The sequence below is a fragment of the Oryzomicrobium terrae genome (assembly GCF_008274805.1).
Lineage (GTDB): Bacteria > Pseudomonadota > Gammaproteobacteria > Burkholderiales > Rhodocyclaceae > Oryzomicrobium > Oryzomicrobium terrae.
The window spans coordinates 3227837-3247037 of record NZ_CP022579.1; the positions used below are offsets into that span (position 1 = coordinate 3227837).

17 protein-coding genes and 1 pseudogene are annotated in these 19201 nt (G+C 65.9%); 3 read left to right on the top strand and 15 right to left on the bottom strand.

Going from position 1 to position 19201, the window contains the following annotated elements:
- Positions 1-8 precede the first annotated feature (8 nt).
- From tssA to rng, 3 genes and pseudogenes are all read right to left on the bottom strand, one after another.
- On the bottom strand, positions 9-1571 hold the full coding sequence (tssA, locus tag OTERR_RS14630) for a type VI secretion system protein TssA (protein WP_149426213.1): 1563 nt from the start codon (positions 1569-1571) through the stop codon (positions 9-11).
- Positions 1572-1810: 239 nt separating this feature from the next.
- Positions 1811-2284: pseudogene (locus tag OTERR_RS14635) on the bottom strand (IS3 family transposase); the annotation flags it as partial.
- Positions 2285-2571: 287 nt separating this feature from the next.
- Positions 2572-4050: a ribonuclease G gene (gene rng / locus OTERR_RS14640; RefSeq protein ID WP_054620321.1), complete on the bottom strand. Its 1479-nt coding sequence runs from the start codon at positions 4048-4050 to the stop codon at positions 2572-2574.
- A 177-nt stretch (positions 4051-4227) separates the two neighbouring features.
- Between rng and trhP the strand changes: the two genes are divergently transcribed.
- Positions 4228-5487, top strand: a complete 1260-nt coding sequence (gene trhP / locus OTERR_RS14645) for a prephenate-dependent tRNA uridine(34) hydroxylase TrhP (protein ID WP_149426568.1) — start codon at positions 4228-4230, stop codon at positions 5485-5487.
- A 21-nt stretch (positions 5488-5508) separates the two neighbouring features.
- Positions 5509-6690 (top strand): hypothetical protein, encoded by a 1182-nt coding sequence (locus OTERR_RS14650; RefSeq protein WP_149426214.1) that lies wholly within the window; start codon positions 5509-5511, stop codon positions 6688-6690.
- A 225-nt stretch (positions 6691-6915) separates the two neighbouring features.
- On the opposite strand, the gene OTERR_RS14655 is transcribed toward OTERR_RS14650, so the two are convergent.
- The 8 genes from OTERR_RS14655 to OTERR_RS14690 all read right to left on the bottom strand — a co-directional run bounded on the left by OTERR_RS14655 (position 6916) and on the right by OTERR_RS14690 (position 12298).
- Entirely contained in the window at positions 6916-7539 is a 624-nt protein-coding gene (locus tag OTERR_RS14655) for a Maf family protein (RefSeq protein WP_054620323.1), read from the bottom strand.
- Between the two features lie 144 nt (positions 7540-7683).
- Positions 7684-8154: a 23S rRNA (pseudouridine(1915)-N(3))-methyltransferase RlmH gene (gene rlmH / locus OTERR_RS14660; protein WP_054620324.1), complete on the bottom strand. Its 471-nt coding sequence runs from the start codon at positions 8152-8154 to the stop codon at positions 7684-7686.
- 25 nt (positions 8155-8179) lie between these two features.
- Positions 8180-8563: a ribosome silencing factor gene (gene rsfS, locus OTERR_RS14665; protein ID WP_054620346.1), complete on the bottom strand. Its 384-nt coding sequence runs from the start codon at positions 8561-8563 to the stop codon at positions 8180-8182.
- 59 nt (positions 8564-8622) lie between these two features.
- Positions 8623-9306, bottom strand: a complete 684-nt coding sequence (gene nadD, locus OTERR_RS14670; RefSeq protein ID WP_246154202.1) for a nicotinate-nucleotide adenylyltransferase — start codon at positions 9304-9306, stop codon at positions 8623-8625.
- A 40-nt stretch (positions 9307-9346) separates the two neighbouring features.
- Positions 9347-10186, bottom strand: coding sequence for a BPSS1780 family membrane protein (locus tag OTERR_RS14675; protein ID WP_149426215.1), 840 nt, complete (start codon positions 10184-10186; stop codon positions 9347-9349).
- A gap of 2 nt (positions 10187-10188) precedes the next feature.
- Positions 10189-10944, bottom strand: coding sequence for a BPSS1780 family membrane protein (locus OTERR_RS14680; RefSeq protein WP_054620327.1), 756 nt, complete (start codon positions 10942-10944; stop codon positions 10189-10191).
- Positions 10945-11048: 104 nt separating this feature from the next.
- A complete protein-coding gene (locus OTERR_RS14685) occupies positions 11049-11384 on the bottom strand; it encodes a DUF2782 domain-containing protein (RefSeq protein ID WP_054620347.1) in 336 nt (111 codons plus the stop codon).
- Positions 11385-11569: 185 nt separating this feature from the next.
- Positions 11570-12298: an LOG family protein gene (locus OTERR_RS14690; RefSeq protein ID WP_054620328.1), complete on the bottom strand. Its 729-nt coding sequence runs from the start codon at positions 12296-12298 to the stop codon at positions 11570-11572.
- An 18-nt stretch (positions 12299-12316) separates the two neighbouring features.
- Here OTERR_RS14690 and polA point away from each other — a divergent pair, with 18 nt between their 5' ends.
- Positions 12317-15076: a DNA polymerase I gene (gene polA / locus OTERR_RS14695; protein WP_149426216.1), complete on the top strand. Its 2760-nt coding sequence runs from the start codon at positions 12317-12319 to the stop codon at positions 15074-15076.
- Positions 15077-15100: 24 nt separating this feature from the next.
- Here polA and OTERR_RS14700 read toward each other — a convergent pair whose 3' ends face one another.
- From OTERR_RS14700 to OTERR_RS14715, 4 genes are read right to left on the bottom strand one after another with little or no spacing between them, the layout of a single operon-like run.
- Entirely contained in the window at positions 15101-16168 is a 1068-nt protein-coding gene (locus OTERR_RS14700; protein WP_223115958.1) for a glycosyltransferase family 9 protein, read from the bottom strand.
- The gene (locus OTERR_RS14705; RefSeq protein WP_149426217.1) at positions 16158-17222 is read right to left on the bottom strand and encodes a glycosyltransferase family 9 protein; all 1065 of its coding nucleotides are present in this window, start codon (positions 17220-17222) and stop codon (positions 16158-16160) included. Before OTERR_RS14705 ends, OTERR_RS14700 begins: the two co-directional genes overlap by 11 nt.
- Positions 17219-18427, bottom strand: coding sequence for an O-antigen ligase family protein (locus OTERR_RS14710; protein WP_149426218.1), 1209 nt, complete (start codon positions 18425-18427; stop codon positions 17219-17221). Before OTERR_RS14710 ends, OTERR_RS14705 begins: the two co-directional genes overlap by 4 nt.
- Positions 18424-19194 (bottom strand): glycosyltransferase family 25 protein, encoded by a 771-nt coding sequence (locus OTERR_RS14715; protein ID WP_149426219.1) that lies wholly within the window; start codon positions 19192-19194, stop codon positions 18424-18426. The genes OTERR_RS14710 and OTERR_RS14715 overlap by 4 nt, the downstream gene beginning before the upstream one ends.
- Positions 19195-19201: the final 7 nt, after the last annotated feature.

A 19201-nucleotide genomic window follows, 5' to 3' on the forward strand; every position in this document is an offset into this window, starting at 1 on the left:
CCTACGGCTCAGGAGGCTGCCAGTTTGACTGCCGCCCCCATATCCAGCTTCACAATGCGTGCCAGCAGGGCTTCGGCCCGCTCCCGTTGTGCCTGGACAAATACCTGATAGGCGACCTGAAGCCCGTCCAAGGCCAGTGCCGGCTCCCATTCGTCCAAGTGATGGCGGTCGATGGTGTCCACAATGACCTGGGCAAAAGACGGTAGATTGGCGACAAGACGTGAGGTCAGCAGCAGTTGGCACAACTGGATATGCACCCGCAGTCGCTGGAGGGGAGTCACCGAAGTCTGCAAGATCTCTTGCAGCACCGCTGCGGCCGCAGCAGGATCCCCCTCGGCCACCCACCGCCGCGCCTGCGCCAAGACCCCCGCCAGAGGGTCTGGGGCAATGCGCTCGCCCTCGCCCGCAGACGCCAGGGAACCGAGCCAAGCCCGGGTCTCCGCATCCGCAAACGGGCGACCATCGGCAAACGTCAAAACCTCGAGTCCCGGAAACCGCGCTAACAAACGCGCGGTTTCGCCGCTGACCTCAGCCGTCGCGGCGGCGTATGCCGCACCCATGCGCTCCAGGGCCTGGCAGCAAATACGATTGAGATCCAGCCAAAAGGGGGAAACGGTCAACTGCCCCTCGGCAAACTGCACCAGACCTTCATCTGACTGACTGGCGAGGAGCCGGTCGCATACGGTGATCACCTGCTCCGGGGGTGAAGGGATACGGGTAGCCCCTCCCTGGGCAGGCGGTGGATTGTCCAAGCTGCCCCAAACTGCCTGACGTTTGAGACGATAAGCACGTGCATCCGCAAGGCTTGCTTGTAACAGCACATCTGCAATCTCACCGCTCCGACGGCACATTTGCTCCAGCGCTTGCTCAACATCATCGCCGGGGGCTACGGAGAATGCCGCCGTCACTGGCTGGACAGGAGCGATGGGGGCAGGCGTTGCAGTAGTCCCGTCTGAGGTTGTGGCCGGCACCACAGTCGGTGTGACGGTTGACGCAACCGTCTGAGGAACCTCATCAGGGACAGGCAACAAGGGGATTCCGCGCAGCAACGTCAGCACAGGGCGCAGAGAGGGCCCCTCTTCATCCTTTTCACCAAGGAAGCCGTCAAGGACCTTAAGGCTGCTTTCCAGACGGGCAACTAGCTCCGGCACCTGGGGAGGCCCGCCGGACCAGTCATGTTCCGCAGCATGGACCTGGATACGGTCGATCAGCCATAGGAGGGAATTGCGCCGGCCTCGCAGACGCTGTAACGGTGGGAATAGCGTCTCCCAGTAACGCGGCACCATGTCCGCCAAGACACCCAGGCCATCGGCCAGTCCGGACAGTCCGCGCTGCTGCAGAGCCGCACCAGCCAGATAGGCCGCCACCAGCATGTCTTTTCCCTTGTCCGCCAACAAGGCCTTGGCAAGTGCTTCCACCTGGGCCCAATCCACGGTGCCGGAGGCCGTCGGGCTGGACAGCTTGCCGATTTCGGCCTGGAGGCTTTCAAATTCTGGTTCGTCGCGCACATCACGACCGGCACCACCGGCGATATCCCGCGTGCCCAGGTCAGCGTAAAGATTAATTTCCACGAATTAATGATCTCGGATGTGGTCGAGGGCCTCGCCCCCTCTGCTATACAGTCGATCCGGCAACCTCAACGGCCTCGTGTGCACGAGTGCTTCAGCGAACAATTCACGCCACGGGGATAACCGGCTGCCCAACGACGCCAATTTGTAAATTGTTGCCAACCAGGAGCGACTCAACGTCCAGAGCAGCATTCGAGCTGTGCGTCCCTTGCGTCAAAATTAACTACTGAATCGCCCCGGCTTCAGTAGACGCTCTGTTGCCGGTTGAAATACTGCTTTTCGAACTCTACCGGAGAAAGTCCGTTTGCATAGCCGTGACGGCGTTTCGGGTTGTAGAAGAGCTCGATGTAATTGAACACGTCTCGTCGCGCCTCCTCCCGGTCGAGATAGATTTTTCGCTTGATTCGTTCGCGCTTGAGTAGTTGGAAGAAGCTCTCGGCGACAGCGTTGTCGTGACAGTTGCCGCGTCGGCTCATGCTGGCGCTCAGGTTGTGCGCTTGCAGGAACGCCTGCCAGTCGTGGCTGCTGTACTGGCTGCCCTGGTCGGAGTGCACGATCACCGGCACGGATGGATTCCTTCGCCAGATAGCCATCAGCAAGGCATTGAGCGCCAAGCCCGTCTCCCTGCGCGACTGCATCGACCAGCCAACAAATTGCCGTAAGAAGAGATCCATCACTACGGCAAGATAAAGCCAACCCTCGTGTCCCCGGATGTAGGCCCTGACCGATGTGATTGTGGCCTGGATGCGCGAAACCGTTTAGGAGGTAAATTTCTGCACCGGACAAAGCAGTGGAAGACTTCCGCAAACGCTTCGCTCGGGTAGCGGAGCCCCCCGTCGAAGTGCTCGACCGCCTCGCCGACGAAGGCCACGCCCGGTCAGCCGCGCGACCGGCCTGAGCACCCGGGCAGCATCACGCCGCACTACGAAAAACGCCCCGGTGGACAACCACCGGGGCGTTTGCATTTGCTGGCCCTTGAACGCCTGGGACGGCCCCGGAGCCCTCACAGCAGCACGATGTCGTACTGCTCCTGGGAGTACCCGGGCTCAGCCTGGAGCGAGATGGGTTTGCCAATGAAGTCGGAGAGCATCGCCAGGGACTGGGATTCCTCGTCCAGGTACAGGTCGATCACCGCCGGAGCAGCGATCACCCGGTATTCCCGGGCGTTGAACTGGCGGGCCTCGCGCAACAGTTCGCGCAGGATCTCGTAGGTGACGGTGCGCGCCGTCTTCACCTCGCCCCGACCGCCGCAGGTGGGACAGGGCTCGCACAGCACGTGGGCCAGGGACTCCCGGGTGCGCTTGCGCGTCATCTCCACCAGGCCCAGGGCGGTGAAACCATTGACCGTCATGCGCGTGTGGTCCCGGGCCAGGGCCTTGTTGAACTCGGCCAGCACCGCGTCGCGGTGCTCCGACGTCTCCATGTCGATGAAGTCGATGATGATGATGCCGCCCAGGTTGCGCAGGCGCAGCTGGCGGGCGATGACGTGGGCCGCCTCCAGATTGGTCTTGAAGATGGTGTCGTCGAAGTTGCGGTGGCCGACGAAACCGCCGGTGTTCACATCGATGGTGGTCATGGCCTCGGTCTGGTCCATGATCAGGTAGCCGCCGGACTTCAACTCGACGCGCCGCGCCAGGGCCTTCTCGATCTCCTCCTCCACCCCGTGCAGGTCGAACAGGGGGCGCTCGCCGGTGTAGTGCTCGAGCAGTTCCAGCACCATGGGGGTGTACACCTCGGCGAACTGGGTGAGCTTCTGGAAGTTTTCCCGGGAGTCGATGACGATGCGCGCCGTCTCCGGATTGACGAAATCGCGCAGCACCCGCTGCCCCAGGGACAGCTCCTGGTAGAGCAGGGCCGGCGGCGAGGAGCTGCGCGCGGCGTCGCGGATGTCGCGCCAGATGCGGCGCAGGTACTCGATGTCCCGGGCCAATTCGTCGTCGGTGGCCCCTTCGGCCATGGTGCGGACGATGAAGCCGCCGGGCTCGTCCTCGGGCACCAGCTTGGTCAGGCGCGACTTCAGGGCGAGGCGCTCCTGCTCGTCGCCGATGCGCTGGGAAATGCCGATGTGCTTTTCCTGGGGCAGATACACCAGCATCCGCCCGGCGATGGAGATCTGGGTGGACAGGCGCGCCCCCTTGGTGCCGATCGGATCCTTGATCACCTGCACCAGCAGGCTCTGCCCCTCGGACAGGATGCGCTCGATCGGCTTCGGCACGGCGTGCCCGTGGCCGCTGCCATTCTCTCCCGGCTCCCGGGGCATCAGGATGTCGGCCACGTGCAGGAAGGCGGTGCGCTCCAGGCCCACGTCGATGAAGGCCGACTGCATCCCCGGCAGGATGCGCACCACCTTGCCCAGGTAAATGTTGCCGACGATGCCGCGGCTGGCGGTGCGCTCGATGTGCAGTTCCTGCACCACCCCCTGCTGCATCACGGCAACGCGGGTTTCCTGGGGGGTGAAATTGATGAGGATATCTTCGGGCATGGCGGGAGCGGTAAAATTGGTCGGACCGCAGGAACGACGTCCTCCACGAGGCCCCTCCGTTCGGCTGCGGTTTTTGCTTTCTTGGATTCTAACCCAGTGCCCCGCTCCGCCCCCGCCGCTACCGCCCCCTCGCTTCGCCGCGTCCCCGAACTGCTCGCCCCCGCCGGCTCCCGGGCCATGGCCGAGACCGCCTTCGCCTTCGGCGCCGACGCGGTTTACGCCGGCCAGCCCCGCTACAGCCTGCGTACCCGCAACAACGAATTCGGCACCCTGGAGCATCTCGCCCAGGGCATCGCCAGCGCCCACCGACTCAACAAGCTGTTCTATCTGGTGAGCAACGTCATCCCCCACAACGCCAAGGTCAAGACCTACCTGGCCGACCTGGCCGAAGTGGTGGCGCTCAAGCCCGACGCCCTGATCATGGCCGACCCGGGGCTGATCGCCATGGTGCGCGAAGCCTGGCCCGAGCTGCCGATCCACCTGTCGGTCCAGGCCAACACGGTGAACTACGCGGCGGTGAAGTTCTGGAAGCACGTCGGCGTCGAGCGGGTGATCCTGTCCCGGGAGCTGTCCCTCGACGAGATGGCGGAAATCCGCCAGGAATGCCCGGACACCGAACTGGAGGTGTTCGTGCACGGCGCCCTGTGCATCGCCTACTCGGGCCGCTGCCTGCTCTCCGGCTACTTCAACCACCGGGATGCCAACCAGGGCACCTGCACCAACTCCTGCCGCTGGGACTACAAGGTGCTGCCCGGCGAGGAACAGCCCAGCGGCGACGTGGCCCGCCTGCCGCCCCCCCCTCCTGCCGCCGCCCCCACCGGCCAGGTCTGGCTGCTCGAGGAAGGCCAGCGTCCCGGCGAGCTGATGCCCATGGAAGAGGACGAGCACGGCACCTACGTGCTCAACTCCAAGGACCTGCGCGCCATCGAGCACGTCGCCCGGTTGGTGGAGATCGGCGTCGACTCGCTCAAGATCGAGGGCCGCACCAAGTCGCCCTACTACGTCGCCCGGGTGTGCCAGACCTACCGTCAGGCCATCGACGACGCCGTGGCCGGCCGCCCCTTCGACGCCAGCCTGCTGTCCGAGCTGGAAGGCCTGGCCAACCGGGGCTACACCGGCGGTTTCTACGAACGCCACCCGGACCAGGCCTATCAGAACTACCTGCGCGGCCACTCCGAATCGGACCGCAGCCTCTACGTCGGCGACGTGGCCGGCTACGACCCGGCCCGGGGCCTGGTCGAGGTGGTGGTGAAGAACCGCTTCGGCCGCGGCGACCGGATCGAAGCGATCCACCCGGCCGGCAACCGGGAATTCGTCGTGGAGCGGCTGGAGAATGCCGCCGGCGAGGCCATCGAGGTGGCCCCGGGCAGCGGCCACCGGGTCTGGCTGCCCCTGCCGGAGGAGTTGGCTGGCGCCTTTCTCGCCCGCTTCGTTTAAGCGGCGGCGCGCGCACCGGCCATGGCCCACCTGCTCGTCACCATCACCGGCCACGGTTTCGGCCACATCGCCCAGACCGGCCCGGTACTGGCGGCGCTACGCCAACGCTGCCCCGACCTGCGCCTGACGGTGGTCAGCAGCGCCCCCGAAGCCACGCTGCGCCAGCGCCTGCCGGAAGGCTTCACCCTCATCCCCCGGGCCCTGGATTTCGGCTTCGTCATGGCCGACCCGTTCCGCATCGACATCCCCGCCAGCGCCGCGGCCTACCGGGAATTCCACGCAGACTGGGACGCCCGTGTGGCGGCTGCCGCCGACTGGCTACGCCACTTGCCCGGCGGAGTCCCAGCCCCGGACTTGGTGCTGAGCAACGTCGCCTACCTGCCCCTGGCCGCCGCCGCCCGGGCCGGCATTCCGGCCTACGCCATGAGTTCGCTGAACTGGGCCGACCTGTTCGCCGCGACCTTCGCCGCTCCCACCGAGGCAGCCTGGGCCGCGCCCATCCACGCCCAGATGCGGGCCGCCTACCGCAGCGCTCGGGCCTTCCTGCAACTGACGCCGGCCATGCCCATGGCGGACCTGGACAGGCGCATCGTCGTCGGCCCGGTGGCCCGTCTCGGCCAGCCTCGCCGGGACGAACTGGCAGGGCTGCTCGGCCTGCATCGTGGGTCAGACACCGCCGCCAGCGCTGCACCGGCGCGGATCGTCCTCGCCGCCCTGGGCGGCATCGCCCTGCCCACCGGCCCGCTGCGCCTGGCGGAATGGCCGCAGTGCCCGGGCTGGCGCTGGCTGGTGCCGCAGCGCTGGCGGGAGACCATGACCCCGGCCGAACGGGCGGCACGGCCGGACATTGCCGCCTTCGAGCCCCTGGGCTGGGACTTTACCGACCTGCTCGCCTCGGTGGACGCGGTGCTCGGCAAGCCGGGCTACGGCACCTTCGCCGAGGCCGGCTGCAACGGCACGCCCATGCTCTACGCCCGCCGCCCCGGCTGGGCCGAGCAGGACGCACTGATCCCCTGGCTGGCGGCCCACGGCCGCTGCCGGGAAATCGCCGAGGAGCAGCTGTTCACCGGGAATGTCCTGGCGGATCTGGCCGCACTGTGGGCCAAGCCCGCGCCACCGCCGCCCGCCCCGGACGGGGCAGCCCAGGCCGCGGCAGTGCTGGCGGAAACGTTGGCGGACGCCGGGGAGCCCCAAGGCCGGTGATCCCGGCACCCGGTCTGCCGCCGGGACATCCATCCGCAGCTACGTCCAGCCCCGCCGCACCGAACGGCGGCCGAGCATAGCCCGGCCGAATTCTTCAGTTTTACTTATGTAATTGGCCAGGCGAATCGTAAAACCCTACGACTGGCGCGGACCTTTGCTTTTTGCCCGCCCCAATACTTCAGTTTTACGCATGTATTGGCCGAGCCCCGAGGCACCGGCCACGGCTCACAAGCCGTCGAAGCCGATTTTGCGCAGCAGCGCGCCGGTTTCGAACAGGGGCAGGCCCATGATGCCGGTGTAGCTGCCTTCCATATGGGCCACGAACAAGGCCGCCCGACCCTGGATGCCGTAGCTGCCGGCCTTGTCCAGCGGCTCGCCGCTGGCCACGTAGCGGCGGATCTCGGCATCGCTCAGTTCGCGGAAGCGCACCCGGCTCTCGGACAGGGCGGCCTCGATCTGGCCGGCCGGGGTGGCCACCACCACGGCGGTAAGCACCCGGTGGGCGCGGCCGGACAATAGACGCAGGGTGCGGGCGGCATCGTCCCCGTCCACCGGCTTGCCCAGGATCTGGCCATCGACTTCGACCGTGGTATCCGCCGACAGCACGACCTGGGGCTGCAATTTGCGCCAGACCAGGATGCGCCGGCCGTGCTCGGCCTTGGCACGGGCCACCCGCTGCACGTAGGTCACCGGGTCCTCACCGGGCAGGGGAGTCTCGTCCACCTCGCCATCGGCCCGGGCGCCGGCACGGAACAGCAGGGTGTCGAAATGGACGCCGATCTGAGTGAGCAGTTCGCGCCGCCGCGGGCTGCGCGAGGCGAGGTAAAGGCGTTGCGGGGCAAGGGTCATGGCAGCGTCGTCAAGCGGTGAGGGATGGGGTGCGGTCAGCCGGATGAGCCGGCGGAATGCCGCAGGCCGTGCGCCGCGCGCACCGGGTGCCCTGACTACGGCAAGACATCCCGGCGGCGTAGCCTGGTGGCAGGCGGATGGGCATCACTCCCGGTGGTAGGGATGGCCCTTGATCAGGCTGGCGGCCCGGTACAGCTGCTCGGCCAGGATCAAACGGGCCATGGCGTGGGGCAGGGTCATGCTGGACAGGCGCAGCAGACCGTCGGCCCGGGACTTGATCGCCGGGTCCAGGCCGTCGGCGCCGCCGATGACGAAGGCCAGGTCGCGGCCTTCCTCCATCCAGCGTTCGATGCGCTCGGCGAAGCGGGCCGTGGTCAGGTCGTCGCCGCGCTCGTCCAGGGCGATCAGGCGGGCGTCCTTGGGCAGCACGGCCTCGATGCGGCTGCGCTCGGCGGCCATCAGCTGCTCCCGGGTCTTGCCGCCGGCGCGGGGCTCGGGCTTGATTTCGAGCACCGCCGCCGGCAACTCCCGGGGCATGCGCTTGAGGTATTCCTGGCAGCCGCTTTCGACCCAGCCGGGCATCTTGTGCCCGACCGCGAGGATGTGGAGCTTCATGGCAGGGGATTACCGGGGGCCGCGCTCAGCCGGCCTCGGGAGGCTCCACCAGGGGCGAGGCGGGGCGCCGGGCGGGGGCCCGGGAGGCCCACAGCTCTTCGAGGGCGTAGTACTGGCGCACGGCGGGCTGCATGACATGGACGACGATGTCGCCCAGGTCCACCAGCACCCATTCGCCGCTACCCTGGCCCTCCACGGAAATGACGTTGAGGCCGGCTTCCTTGGCCTTTTCCTCGACGTTGCGGGCCAGGGCGTTGACCTGGCGGTTGGAGTCGCCGGTGGCGATGACGATGCGGTCGAACAGGGAGGTGAGCTTGGAGGTGTCGATCACCTCGATGTCCTTGCCCTTGATGTCTTCGAGGGCGTCGACGACCAGGGCGACGGCGTGTTGCAGGTTGGGGGTGTCCATCAAATCAGTCAGTGGGTAAAACAGGTTGAAAAACGCAGCGAATCTGTCGCCAACGCCCGTCATTCGGGGCGATAGAGACCATTCGCCGCAATATAGTCGATCACGCTCGGCGGCAGCAAATAACGCACGCTGCGTCCCTCGCGCAGCCGGGCGCGGATATCGGTGGCCGATACCGCCAGGGGCGCCATGGGCACGAAGAGCAGACTGCCGGCCGGGCGCGCTTCCAGGCTGGCCCGCTCCGCCGGATCGAGACGGCGCTCGGCGATCAGGTCGGCCAGCTCGGCATCGGCGTGCATCCCTTCGCCGGCCGCCACCCGGGCCGGATCGAACTGCACGCCGGGACGGGTGAGCACGGCCAGGTGGGCCAAGGCGACGATGTCGCGCCAGCGGTGCCAGCGGGTAAAGCCGAGAAAGGCGTCGGCGCCGAGCAGCAACACCAGGGGGCGGTCGCCTTCCAGGATGCGCAAGCGCTCCAGGGTGGTGACGGTGTAGGACGGCGCGGCCGAATCGACCTCGGCGCTATCGACGCTGAAGGCCGGATTGTCGGCCACGGCGGCGCGCACCAGGGCCAGGCGGTGGGCCGGGGCCACGCTCGGGCCGGCCCGGTGCGGTGGCTGGCCGGCGGGAATCCAACGTACCTCGGGCAGGGCCAGTTGCTCCCGGGCCTCTTCGGCCAGGCGCAGGTGGCCGATGTGCACCGGGTCGAAGGTGCCGCCAAAAATACCCAGCAGCCGGGAAGGCACGAGGGACGCGGAGTTTGACACGGGCTGCCCGGACATTGGCTCAGGGCGCCGCGTTCGGGCCATCGGCCTCGGAACTCGGCTCTTGGCGCGGGGTTTCAGCCGATGGTTCGACGCCGTCCGGCGTTTCGTCATCCGCCGCTTCGCTGAACACGTCCCGGTAGCTGAGGTAGAAGCTGGCGAAGAAAATCGGCGCAATGGCCATCAGGAACGGCACCGAGAGCAGCACCGCCAGATTGCCGCCACCGGCCAACAGCCCCACCGCCAAGCCTGGAATGACGCCGCCGAGCAGCACCAGGGTCACGCCGTAGACGAGGAAAGCGCGCCAGTTGCGCAGGCAGGCGAAAAAGCTGAAGAACAGGCTTTTGCCCAAGGAATGGTCGTGCCAGGCGACCAACTGGGGGGCGTACCAGAAGGCCAGGAACACCGGGATGTAGAGCGCCAGGCCGACCTCGGCGGCGGTGGCCAGGGCCTCCAGCTCGTCGGCGTCGGGACGCACGCCGCTGCCCATCCAGCGCAGCAGGGCGCCGTCGTCGAGCAGGGACACCAGGGACAGCACCAGCATCGAGCAGATGAAGTTGAGCCCACCCAGGGCGACCAGGGGGCCGAGGCGCTGGCGCAAGCCGGCGAACAGCAGGTGGGGCAAGGGTGAGCGGCCCTGGTCGATCTCGCGGCAGGCGGTCAGCACGCCTACCGACAGGGCCGGCACCAGCATGGTGGCGGCCACGCCACCCAGGATCGGCACCAGGTTGAGGGCGCCGAGCAGGAACCAGTAGCCCACCACCATCAGGGCCAGCACCCCGGGGTTGCGGCGGAACAGGCCAAAACCTTCGCTGACCCAGCGCCAACCTCGGGAAGCGGGGACGATGCGGGCAATCAGCATGGTCAGGTCCCGAGGAAGACGTCGCGGTACGAGACGTAGATCGAGCAGGCGATCACCGGGGCGGCCACCACCAGCCCCAGGCCGAGGGACAGGGCGCCGAAGAACAGGATGAGCAGGATGAACAGGCCGTAGACCAGGAAGGCCACGCCGTTGCGCGCCACCGCCTCGAAGCTGGCGCGCATCGCCGCCCGGGCCGACATGTCGTGGAAGTAGGCCAAGGCCGGGGCGTACCACACGGCCATGACCAGAGGCACCGAGCTGACCAGGACGACGACGATGGCGAACAGCACGCCAGCCACGGCGATGCCGGTGCCGAGCAGGCCGCCGCCGGCGGCCGCCTGGACCGAACCTCCGAAGGTGGCGGCCCAGCCGATCAGGATGCCGATGGCGATGATCGCCAGCCAGCCGACCATGAACAGCACGCCGACGCGCAATACCGGCGCATGCTTGGGCGAGAAGGCCGAGAACATGTCGGCCACGTGGGCTTCTTCACCCTGTTCGATACGCCGCGCCGCCGCCATGAGACCGGCCGAGAGCACTGGTACGAACCAGTGGGCGGCCAGTTCGCCGACCACGGGGAAGATCATTACGCCGATGACGATGACGAAAAACAGGGCGCCCATGGCCAGCCACACCCCCGGCTGGGCGATGAACAGGGCCCAGCCTTCGCGCAGCCAGTCGATGGCACGGCCGGCGGGCACGACGCGGGAATCCCCCTCGAAGGGCGGGGCGGGCAGGGGAAAATCGGGAGCCGTCATGAAGGCAGCAGAACTCCGGAGAACGACAGGAAGAAACAGGAACCGTTGCAGCCCGCCCGCCCTGTCGCCCGGTCAGGCCGGAGGCAGGCGGCGGCTGCGCCGGATCAGAAGGTGCCGATCAGCCACATCGGCGGACGCACCCCGGTATCGAGGGAATCGCGCCGGGTGAAATTGCCGTCACCCCGGTCATCGATCAGGTAGTAGGGGGGCCCGACCTTGGGGGTGACCTTGACCATGTACAGGCGACCCTTGATGCGGTACTCCTCGACCGTATCCTCGTCGCGCTTCTTGATGGTCACTTCAGGCTCGATGGCAGCATCGAAGGGGGCCATTTCCGGAGGCGGCGGCGGCACATTGGGCAGTGGCGTGCGGCCGGCGGTCTGGGCGACAACGGGCGCGGCGAGGGCAAGGCTCAGGAGGGCGAGAAGGGTGCGCTTCATGGCGGGCATCCTGGGGGAAGCTCCCCCGAGTGATTAGGTGGTTATCCGTGAGACGGGCGCCGCGGCCAGAGGTTCGCCCCGGCGGCGGCGCGGCCCGAGGGCCTCGCCGTTCACAATCTTGTCTGGCTTGCGGCGTGCAAGCTCGCAAGCACGTTTTCCCGCGCAGTTTACCAGCCCGGCCCCGGTTACAGGTTGAGCAGCATTTCCCGCTCTTCGGGCAGGGGCTCGAAGCCCCGGGTTTCGTAGTGCTTGAAGATGGCCGAGACCACCTGGTCCGGATCGTCGATCACCTGGATCAGGTTCATGTCCTCGGGGGAGATCATGCCCTCCCCCACCAGCCGATCACGAAACCAGTCCACCAGGCCCTGCCAGAAGCCGGCGCCCACCAGCACCAGGGGAATCTTGCGCCCCTTGCCGGTCTGGATCAGGGTCAGGGCCTCCATCACCTCGTCCAGGGTGCCGAAGCCTCCGGGCATCACCACGTAGGCATTGGCGAAGCGCACGAACATGTACTTGCGCGCAAAGAAGTGGCGGAAGGTCTGGGAAATGTCCTGATAGGCATTGGACTTCTGCTCGTGGGGCAGCTGGATGTTGAGCCCCACCGACGGACTCTTGCCGGCAAAGGCGCCCCGGTTGGCCGCTTCCATGATGCCCGGACCGCCACCGGAAATGACCGAGAACCCGGCATCGGAGAGTTTACGGGCGATGGTCCGGGCGAGTTCGTAATAGGGCGAGCCTTCCGGCACCCGGGCGCTGCCGAAAATGGACACGGCAGGGCGGATCGGGGCCAGGCGGTCAGTGGCTTCGACGAACTCTGACATAATGCCGAGGATTCGCCAGGATTCCCGCGACGACTGGGTTTGCAGGGCGGCTTCGCGCTCGGCGAGGTCGGGCAGTTTGATTTTTTCGCTCATTTTTTTCAGGTTCTCGTTATGGCTTCTTTGCTGCTCGTCGATGGCTCGTCGTATCTCTACCGGGCCTTCCATGCCCTCCCTGACCTGCGCAATGCAGCGGGAGAGCCGACGGGTGCGCTATACGGGGTCTTGTCCATGCTACGTCGGCTGGAAGCCGACCACAAGGCGATGGCCGGCGATGCAACGGTCTATCGCGCCTGCGTTTTCGATGCCAAGGGCAAGACCTTTCGCGACGACTGGTACCCGGATTACAAGGGGCATCGCCCCCCCATGCCGGAGGACCTGGCTGCCCAGATTCCCGCCATCCACGCGGCCATCGCCGCCGCCGGCTGGCCGATCCTGACCATCGACGGGGTCGAGGCCGACGACGTCATCGGCACCCTGGCCCGCCAGGCCGAGGCGGCCGACATCGACGTGGTGGTGTCCACCGGCGACAAGGACCTGGCCCAGCTGGTCAGCCCCCGGGTCACCCTGGTCAACACCATGAGCAACGAGACCCTGGACGTGGCCGGCGTGGAAGCCAAGTTCGGCGTGCCGCCGGGATTGATCGTCGATTACCTGACCCTGATCGGCGACACGGTGGACAACGTGCCCGGCGTGGCCAAGGTCGGCCCCAAGACCGCGGTGAAATGGCTGACCCAGTACGGCAATCTGGACGGCGTCATCGCCCACGCCGGCGAGATCGGCGGCGTGGTCGGGCAGAACCTGCGCGACCATCTGGATTTTCTGCCCCTGGGGCGCCGCCTGGTAACGGTGAAGTGCGACGTGGCCGATCTGCCCGCGGTGACCAGCCTCGTTCCCCGCACCCCGGACCTGGCCGCCCTGGCCGGGATGTATGCCCACTACGGCTTCAAGACCTGGCTCAAGGAAGCCACCGGCGAGGCGGCGGGCGAGGCCGGCAGCGACGCCCGGGCGGGAGCCAGCGCCGTGGCCGCCAGCGACCCCGCCGCCCTGGTAGCCGACGGCCGCCACCGGGACGGCTACGAAACGATCCTCGACCAAGCCGGCTTCGAGCGCTGGCTGGCCCGCATCGAGGCCGCCAGCCTGGTGGCCCTGGACACCGAAACCACCAGCCTGGACCCGTTCGAAGCGCGCATCGTCGGCATGTCCTTCGCCCTGGCCGCCGGGGAGGCCGCCTACCTGCCCCTGGCCCACTGCGGCCCGGATGCGCCGGTCCAACTCGACCGGGAGTCCGCCTTGGCGCGGCTCAAGCCCTGGCTGGAATCGGCCGCCCACGCCAAGGTGCTGCAGAACGCCAAGTACGACCAGCACGTCTTCGCCAACCACGGCATCGCCCTGGCCGGGGTGGCCCACGACACCATGCTCGAGTCCTACGTGGTGGAGGCCGACAAGGGCCACGACCTGGAGCAGCTGGCCAAGCGCCACCTGGGCTTGGTGGGCCTCTCCTACACCGACCTGTGCGGCAAGGGGGCCAAGCAGATCGGCTTCGACCAGGTGGCGGTGGACCAAGCCTCCGCCTATGCCGCCGAGGACACCGACTTCACCCTGCGGGTGCATGAACGGCTCTATCCGGCCATCGCTGCCGATGCGGGGCTGACGCGCATCTACCACGACATCGAGTTGCCCTCCCGGGAGGTGCTGTTCGCCATGGAGCGCACCGGCATCCTCATCAACAGCGCCCGGCTCGACGCCCAGAGCCACGCCCTGGGCAAGCGCCTGCTGGAGCTGGAGCAGGAGGCCCAGGTGCTGGCCGGCCAGCCCTTCAACCTCAATTCGCCCAAGCAGCTGGCCGAGATCCTGTTCACCAAGCTCGAACTGCCGGTGAAGAAGAAGACCCCGGGCGGCACCCCCTCCACCGACGAGGAGGTGCTCTCGGAACTAGCCCTGGACTACCCCCTGCCCAAGCTGCTGCTCGAGTACCGCAGCCTGGCCAAGCTCAAGGGCACCTACACCGACAAGCTACCGAAGATGGTGAACCCGGTCACCGGGCGCATCCACACCCATTTTTCCCAGGCCACCGCGGTGACCGGGCGGCTGTCGTCGTCGGACCCCAACCTGCAGAACATCCCGGTGCGCACCCCGGAAGGGCGGCGCATCCGCGAGGCCTTCGTCGCCCCGGCCGGCCATGTGCTGGTGTCCGCCGACTACTCCCAGATCGAGCTGCGCATCATGGCCCACCTGTCGGAGGACGCCGGCCTGCTGGCGGCCTTTGCCGCCGGGGAGGACGTGCACCGCGCCACCGCCGCCGAGATATTCGGCATCACGCCCCTGGAAGTGACCAGCGAACAGCGCCGCTACGCCAAGACCATCAACTTCGGCCTGATCTACGGCATGAGCGCCCACGGCCTGGCCCGCTCCCTGGACATCGAGCGCAGCGCCGCCCAGACCTTCATCGACCGCTACTTCGCCCGCTATCCGGGCGTGGCCCGCTACATGGAGGAAACCCGGGCCCGGGCCCGGGAGCAGGGTTATGTCGAAACCGTGTTCGGCCGCCGCCTGCAGCTGCCCGAGATCCGCGCCAGCCAGGCCGGCCGTCGCCAAGGCGCCGAGCGGGCGGCGATCAACGCGCCGATGCAGGGCACCGCCGCCGACCTGATCAAGCTGGCCATGGTGGCCGTGCACCGCTGGCTCGCCACCGAAGGTGTAAAGAGCCGCCTGCTACTGCAGGTTCACGACGAATTGGTACTGGAAGTGCCGGATGCCGAGTTGCCGCGCATCCGCGCCGAACTCCCCGGCCTGATGGCCAGGGTCGCCGACCTGCGCGTGCCCCTGGTGGTGGAAGTAGGGGCGGGGGCGAGCTGGGAAGAAGCGCACTAAGGAGGCGAGGAGCCCCCCTCGCGCCTAGACGGCTACGGTTACGGGTGTGGCTCCTGCAGTCCGCAGCAGGCTGGCAAACGCCTCGGCCGCGACTTCGGGGGTGATGTCCACCACGTTGTGGCTAGGGGTCTGTAGTACCTGGTAGGGCACGCCCCAGGGGTGCCAGCGGTTGGCATCGGAATTACCGAAGAAGCAGACAATCGGCTTGCCCAGTCCGGCCGCCACGTGCATGGCGCCACCATCGGAACATACCACTGCATCGGCCAGGGATAGGCCGGCAATCAACTCTGAGAGATGTTCGGTGCGAACCGGCGCCACCGGCAAACCGGCCATCAATTCTTGCAGGTGTGCCGCCTTGCCATCGTCTCCCGGATGGAAGGGATTTTTCTCATCACCGGGCGACCAGAAGAGTAAAAAACGGGCGCCGTGTTCGGCATGCAAACGTCTGGCCAGAGCAGCAAAATTCTCCACCGGCCAACGCTGCGGCGGCTTGCGCGCACTGATGTGCAGCGCCACCAGTGGGCCTTGCCCGCTGCGGAGTGCCTCTGGCAATGCGGTCCTCAAGGAGCGGGCCACGTCCTCATCCGGCACCACGTGAAGCGGGGGAATGGGTGCGGCAACACCCAGGGGCGCCAACAGGCGGAACATATCCTCCGTTTCGTGGAGGCTCTTGCCGCTACCATGCTCGATTGCTACATCCAGTGTGGGTAACTGAGCGGGATCGGTGACAAAACCAACGACATGGCGCGGCTTGATGATGCGTGCCAACCCCAGGGCGCGCTTGGCATAACCGGCAGAGGCCAGCACCACGTAATCGAAACGCTGCTGGCGCAAGGCAAGAAGCAGTTTGGCACGTCGCCAGTAGGCTCCCAACACTGTCTCCCCCTCGGCGTGCTTGCCTTTGGTATAGGCATGAATAGCATCCAGGTGCGGATTGCCGGCGATGGCCGGGGCATTGTAGCTATTGACCAGCGCTGCCAGGTAGGCGTCCGGATAACGCTGGCGCAGGGCAGCGAACAACGGAGTGGTGCAGATCAGATCGCCAATATTGTCGCGGCGGATGACAAGGATTTTCAGCGACTCATTCCGCATGATGGCATGCTCCGTGGCGGTAGACGCTGTTGCAGGCTTGCTCATCCGCCGGTAATGCCAGGAGCGGGCAAGCGGCAGGCATCTCTCCTACCGCGGCGGCCACATCCCGGGTACCGGCCAGGTTGGCCGCCGCCCGGTCAATGCACAGGGGAGTCCTGCATTGCTTTTCAGCACAATGCCGCTCGCCCAACCCCGCCACGCGCCAGCCCCATGCATTTTGTCCGGGCAAAAGGATTTTGTACGGTTGGGTCGGCCCAAACAGAACATGGCAAGGAATGCCCATGGCGGCGGCGACGTGGTACAGCCCGGTATCGGCGCCGTAATACGCCCGCATGGCACTGAAGCATGCCAACAAGCCGGGGATGTCCTGGAATGCGACCACCTCGGCACCACCGATCTCGCCCTGGACGAATCCCTTGTCGCCGAAGTTGCGCACCAGAATCTTGACCGGGATCCCCGGGTGATCTGCCTTGATTCTATCCACCAGGGCGAGGACGGCCTGACGTGAAAGGTCCTTGCGCGCCTCATCGGTGAGCGGGCAGATGCCGACGAACTCATCCTGCCCCGCTTCACGCCGCATCGCCTGCAACCCCGGAAACAACAGCCGTTCCGGCTTTTTCAGGTTGCTATCCAGTACCTGGGCCACCCGCCAGCTGGCATCGATGATTGGCGCATTTTCGCTGTCGTGAAAATCGACCTGGGGGAACTCGGGGAAGACCTCGGCAAAGCGACCGTTCATGTAGATCTTGCGCCGGGCACGCACCAAGCGCCCCAGCCGCTTCACCCGAGGGCCAAAACCGCGCAGCACGGCAAAAGCGTCAAACGCCGGCCGGGTCAATCGCGCCCAGAGCGCCCAGGCTTGAGCCTGCAAGGCCGATTTGTAGAACACCAGTTCGACCTCATCGACTGCCGCAAACAGTGGCGCGTAATCCTCCCGGACCATGACCGTCACGTGGACTTCCGGATTATTCCTTGCGTATGCCAGGGCCACCGCAACGGCGAGAAGGCTGTCGCCCAGCTTGTCCCGTACTAAAAACAACACCGACTTCGTCATTCCCCCCCCTTGGCCAGGACAAATGTCGTCATCGGAAACAGCACGGCAAAACACGGCCAGTTCACACTATCCGTCTGTCCAAGGACCCCATAGGCCCCCAACCAGCTACCTAGCAGTGCCAAAAATACAGGGGCCGTTTCCACCGACGCACGCTTCCAGGATCGCCAGAGCCTAACAATCACGGCCCCGACAAGACTTACGTAGGCTAGCGCGCCCAGTAAGCCCGCCTGGAAGAAAAATCCCAGAACCATATTGTGTGCTCCAGGCATAACGACGCTCCCAAGCCCTCGATCAACCCATTTTTCCTGGTAAACCCGGGTATACGCTAACGGGTCGAAACCGTGGCCCAACCAGAAGGCGTCACGCAAAAACAGGAGGGTCGGGTGCCACACCTGCGCGATGCGGCTATTATCGCTGGCCCCACGCCGCAAGGCGCTGAAGAAGAGATTATCGCCAGAACCCGAAGCAGCCACGAAGAACAGGGCTAGCCCTGCCATCAAGAAGTACGGCAGTGCCTTGAGCAAACGCCTCCAGCCGGCAACGACACCCAGCCCAACCAGGAAGCCCAACCAAGCCCCGCGAAAGCCGGTGCTAGCCAACAGAACGCAATTGAGTGCCAACCAGGCGACCAGCGCGGCCCGGACCCATTTTTTTTCCGTATGAAACAAGGCAACCGCGAGAAATGGCGCCAAAACGAGCTGCATCGCTCCAAAATTTCGGTAGCGATAGAAAACATCCATTGGATAACTTTCCGGACGCAAGGCGATCGGGCTATTTAGGAAGTAGTACAGCTGGAAAAGGTTCAAAACCACCAGCAATCCCAATGCCCCAGCCAGCACGCCGCGGAAACTGACTGGTGCCCGCTTCATTACGAGCAGTGCCACACCAATCAGCAGCGCTTTTCCCGGACCGTCATAGCTATAGAAAGTTGGCCAGCCGCTCACCAGCGTTCCGGTAGCCACACTCACCCCATAAGCCACCACGAAGAGGGCTCCGGCCGCCCAGAACACCGGGTCTCCACCGACTTTCCGACGCGATTCGCCATCCAGCACGCAAAGAAGGATGAATAGCAGCAGGGATAGGCCGAGCGCTAGGTTGCCCAGGGCCCGGGAAGGAAAAAACACGCACAGCAGCCAGACCAGCAACAGCATCGGCAGCGCGCGCGCTGCCAATCCATTCAGGCGGACACCAAGACCACCTGTCATGATGAATAATGCTCCGGGGTCACCAGGTATTTATTCTTCATTTTTAGGCGGAATTGGCGCCAGACCTGTCGCAGGGCCCCACGTCGCTTACCCTGTGCCGCGGCAATCCGCTGGTCGGTACGCCCGCCAATGTCCGACGGACATTGTGCGTCATCCAATTGGCGCAGCAGGGGCGGACTAACGATCTTGATCGGCGTCACCCCCTTGAACCCCGGGGTTGAATACCAAAAGTCGATGGGAAACCAGATCGGCATCGATTTTTCCAGCAGCCGCTGTGCTGCCAGAGGCGTGATGTAGTACCCACAGGCCAGGTAAAGCGCCTGGTTGACCCAAGCCAGTCGGCGTCCCGCCGGCAATGCCTCCTGACCGAAAGCATAGAGTTCGCTGGGGCCGACGCTGAACAACACCACGTCACCATTCTTGATCTTGGGGACAAGTGCACTGACAACCTGGGTGAATTCCGGCAAGAGTTCGACGTCGTCCTCCAGAATGATCCATCCCGTCTCACCACTCACCACCAGTTCCTGCCAGAGCGCCCGGTGGCTCAAGGCGCAACCGATCTCTCCGCGGTTCAACACTCCCCAATTGGTCTTTTGTGCCAGGTCAGCGCGATACACCTGGGCGATCTGCTCGTCCGTCATCAGCCGGCCATCCACCGCGGGAAAGAACTCTCCAGTCACTCCCTGCTTGTCGAGGACGCTGGCCATATGCCGACGTCGTTCTTCTGAGCGCGGCAGATTAATGATTTTGATTCTGGGGAAGTTCATGACCACC

Coding starts and splice junctions, on each gene's coding strand:
- rng (WP_054620321.1), bottom strand. CDS start 4,050: ATGCCCGAAGATATCCTCATCAATTTCACCCCCCAGGAAACCCGCGTT.
- trhP (WP_149426568.1), top strand. CDS start 4,228: ATGGCCGAGACCGCCTTCGCCTTCGGCGCCGACGCGGTTTACGCCGGC.
- OTERR_RS14650 (WP_149426214.1), top strand. CDS start 5,509: ATGGCCCACCTGCTCGTCACCATCACCGGCCACGGTTTCGGCCACATC.
- OTERR_RS14655 (WP_054620323.1), bottom strand. CDS start 7,539: ATGACCCTTGCCCCGCAACGCCTTTACCTCGCCTCGCGCAGCCCGCGG.
- rlmH (WP_054620324.1), bottom strand. CDS start 8,154: ATGAAGCTCCACATCCTCGCGGTCGGGCACAAGATGCCCGGCTGGGTC.
- rsfS (WP_054620346.1), bottom strand. CDS start 8,563: ATGGACACCCCCAACCTGCAACACGCCGTCGCCCTGGTCGTCGACGCC.
- OTERR_RS14675 (WP_149426215.1), bottom strand. CDS start 10,186: ATGCTGATTGCCCGCATCGTCCCCGCTTCCCGAGGTTGGCGCTGGGTC.
- OTERR_RS14680 (WP_054620327.1), bottom strand. CDS start 10,944: ATGACGGCTCCCGATTTTCCCCTGCCCGCCCCGCCCTTCGAGGGGGAT.
- OTERR_RS14685 (WP_054620347.1), bottom strand. CDS start 11,384: ATGAAGCGCACCCTTCTCGCCCTCCTGAGCCTTGCCCTCGCCGCGCCC.
- OTERR_RS14690 (WP_054620328.1), bottom strand. CDS start 12,298: ATGAGCGAAAAAATCAAACTGCCCGACCTCGCCGAGCGCGAAGCCGCC.
- polA (WP_149426216.1), top strand. CDS start 12,317: ATGGCTTCTTTGCTGCTCGTCGATGGCTCGTCGTATCTCTACCGGGCC.
- OTERR_RS14700 (WP_223115958.1), bottom strand. CDS start 16,168: ATGCGGAATGAGTCGCTGAAAATCCTTGTCATCCGCCGCGACAATATT.
- OTERR_RS14705 (WP_149426217.1), bottom strand. CDS start 17,222: ATGACGAAGTCGGTGTTGTTTTTAGTACGGGACAAGCTGGGCGACAGC.
- OTERR_RS14710 (WP_149426218.1), bottom strand. CDS start 18,427: ATGACAGGTGGTCTTGGTGTCCGCCTGAATGGATTGGCAGCGCGCGCG.
- OTERR_RS14715 (WP_149426219.1), bottom strand. CDS start 19,194: ATGAACTTCCCCAGAATCAAAATCATTAATCTGCCGCGCTCAGAAGAA.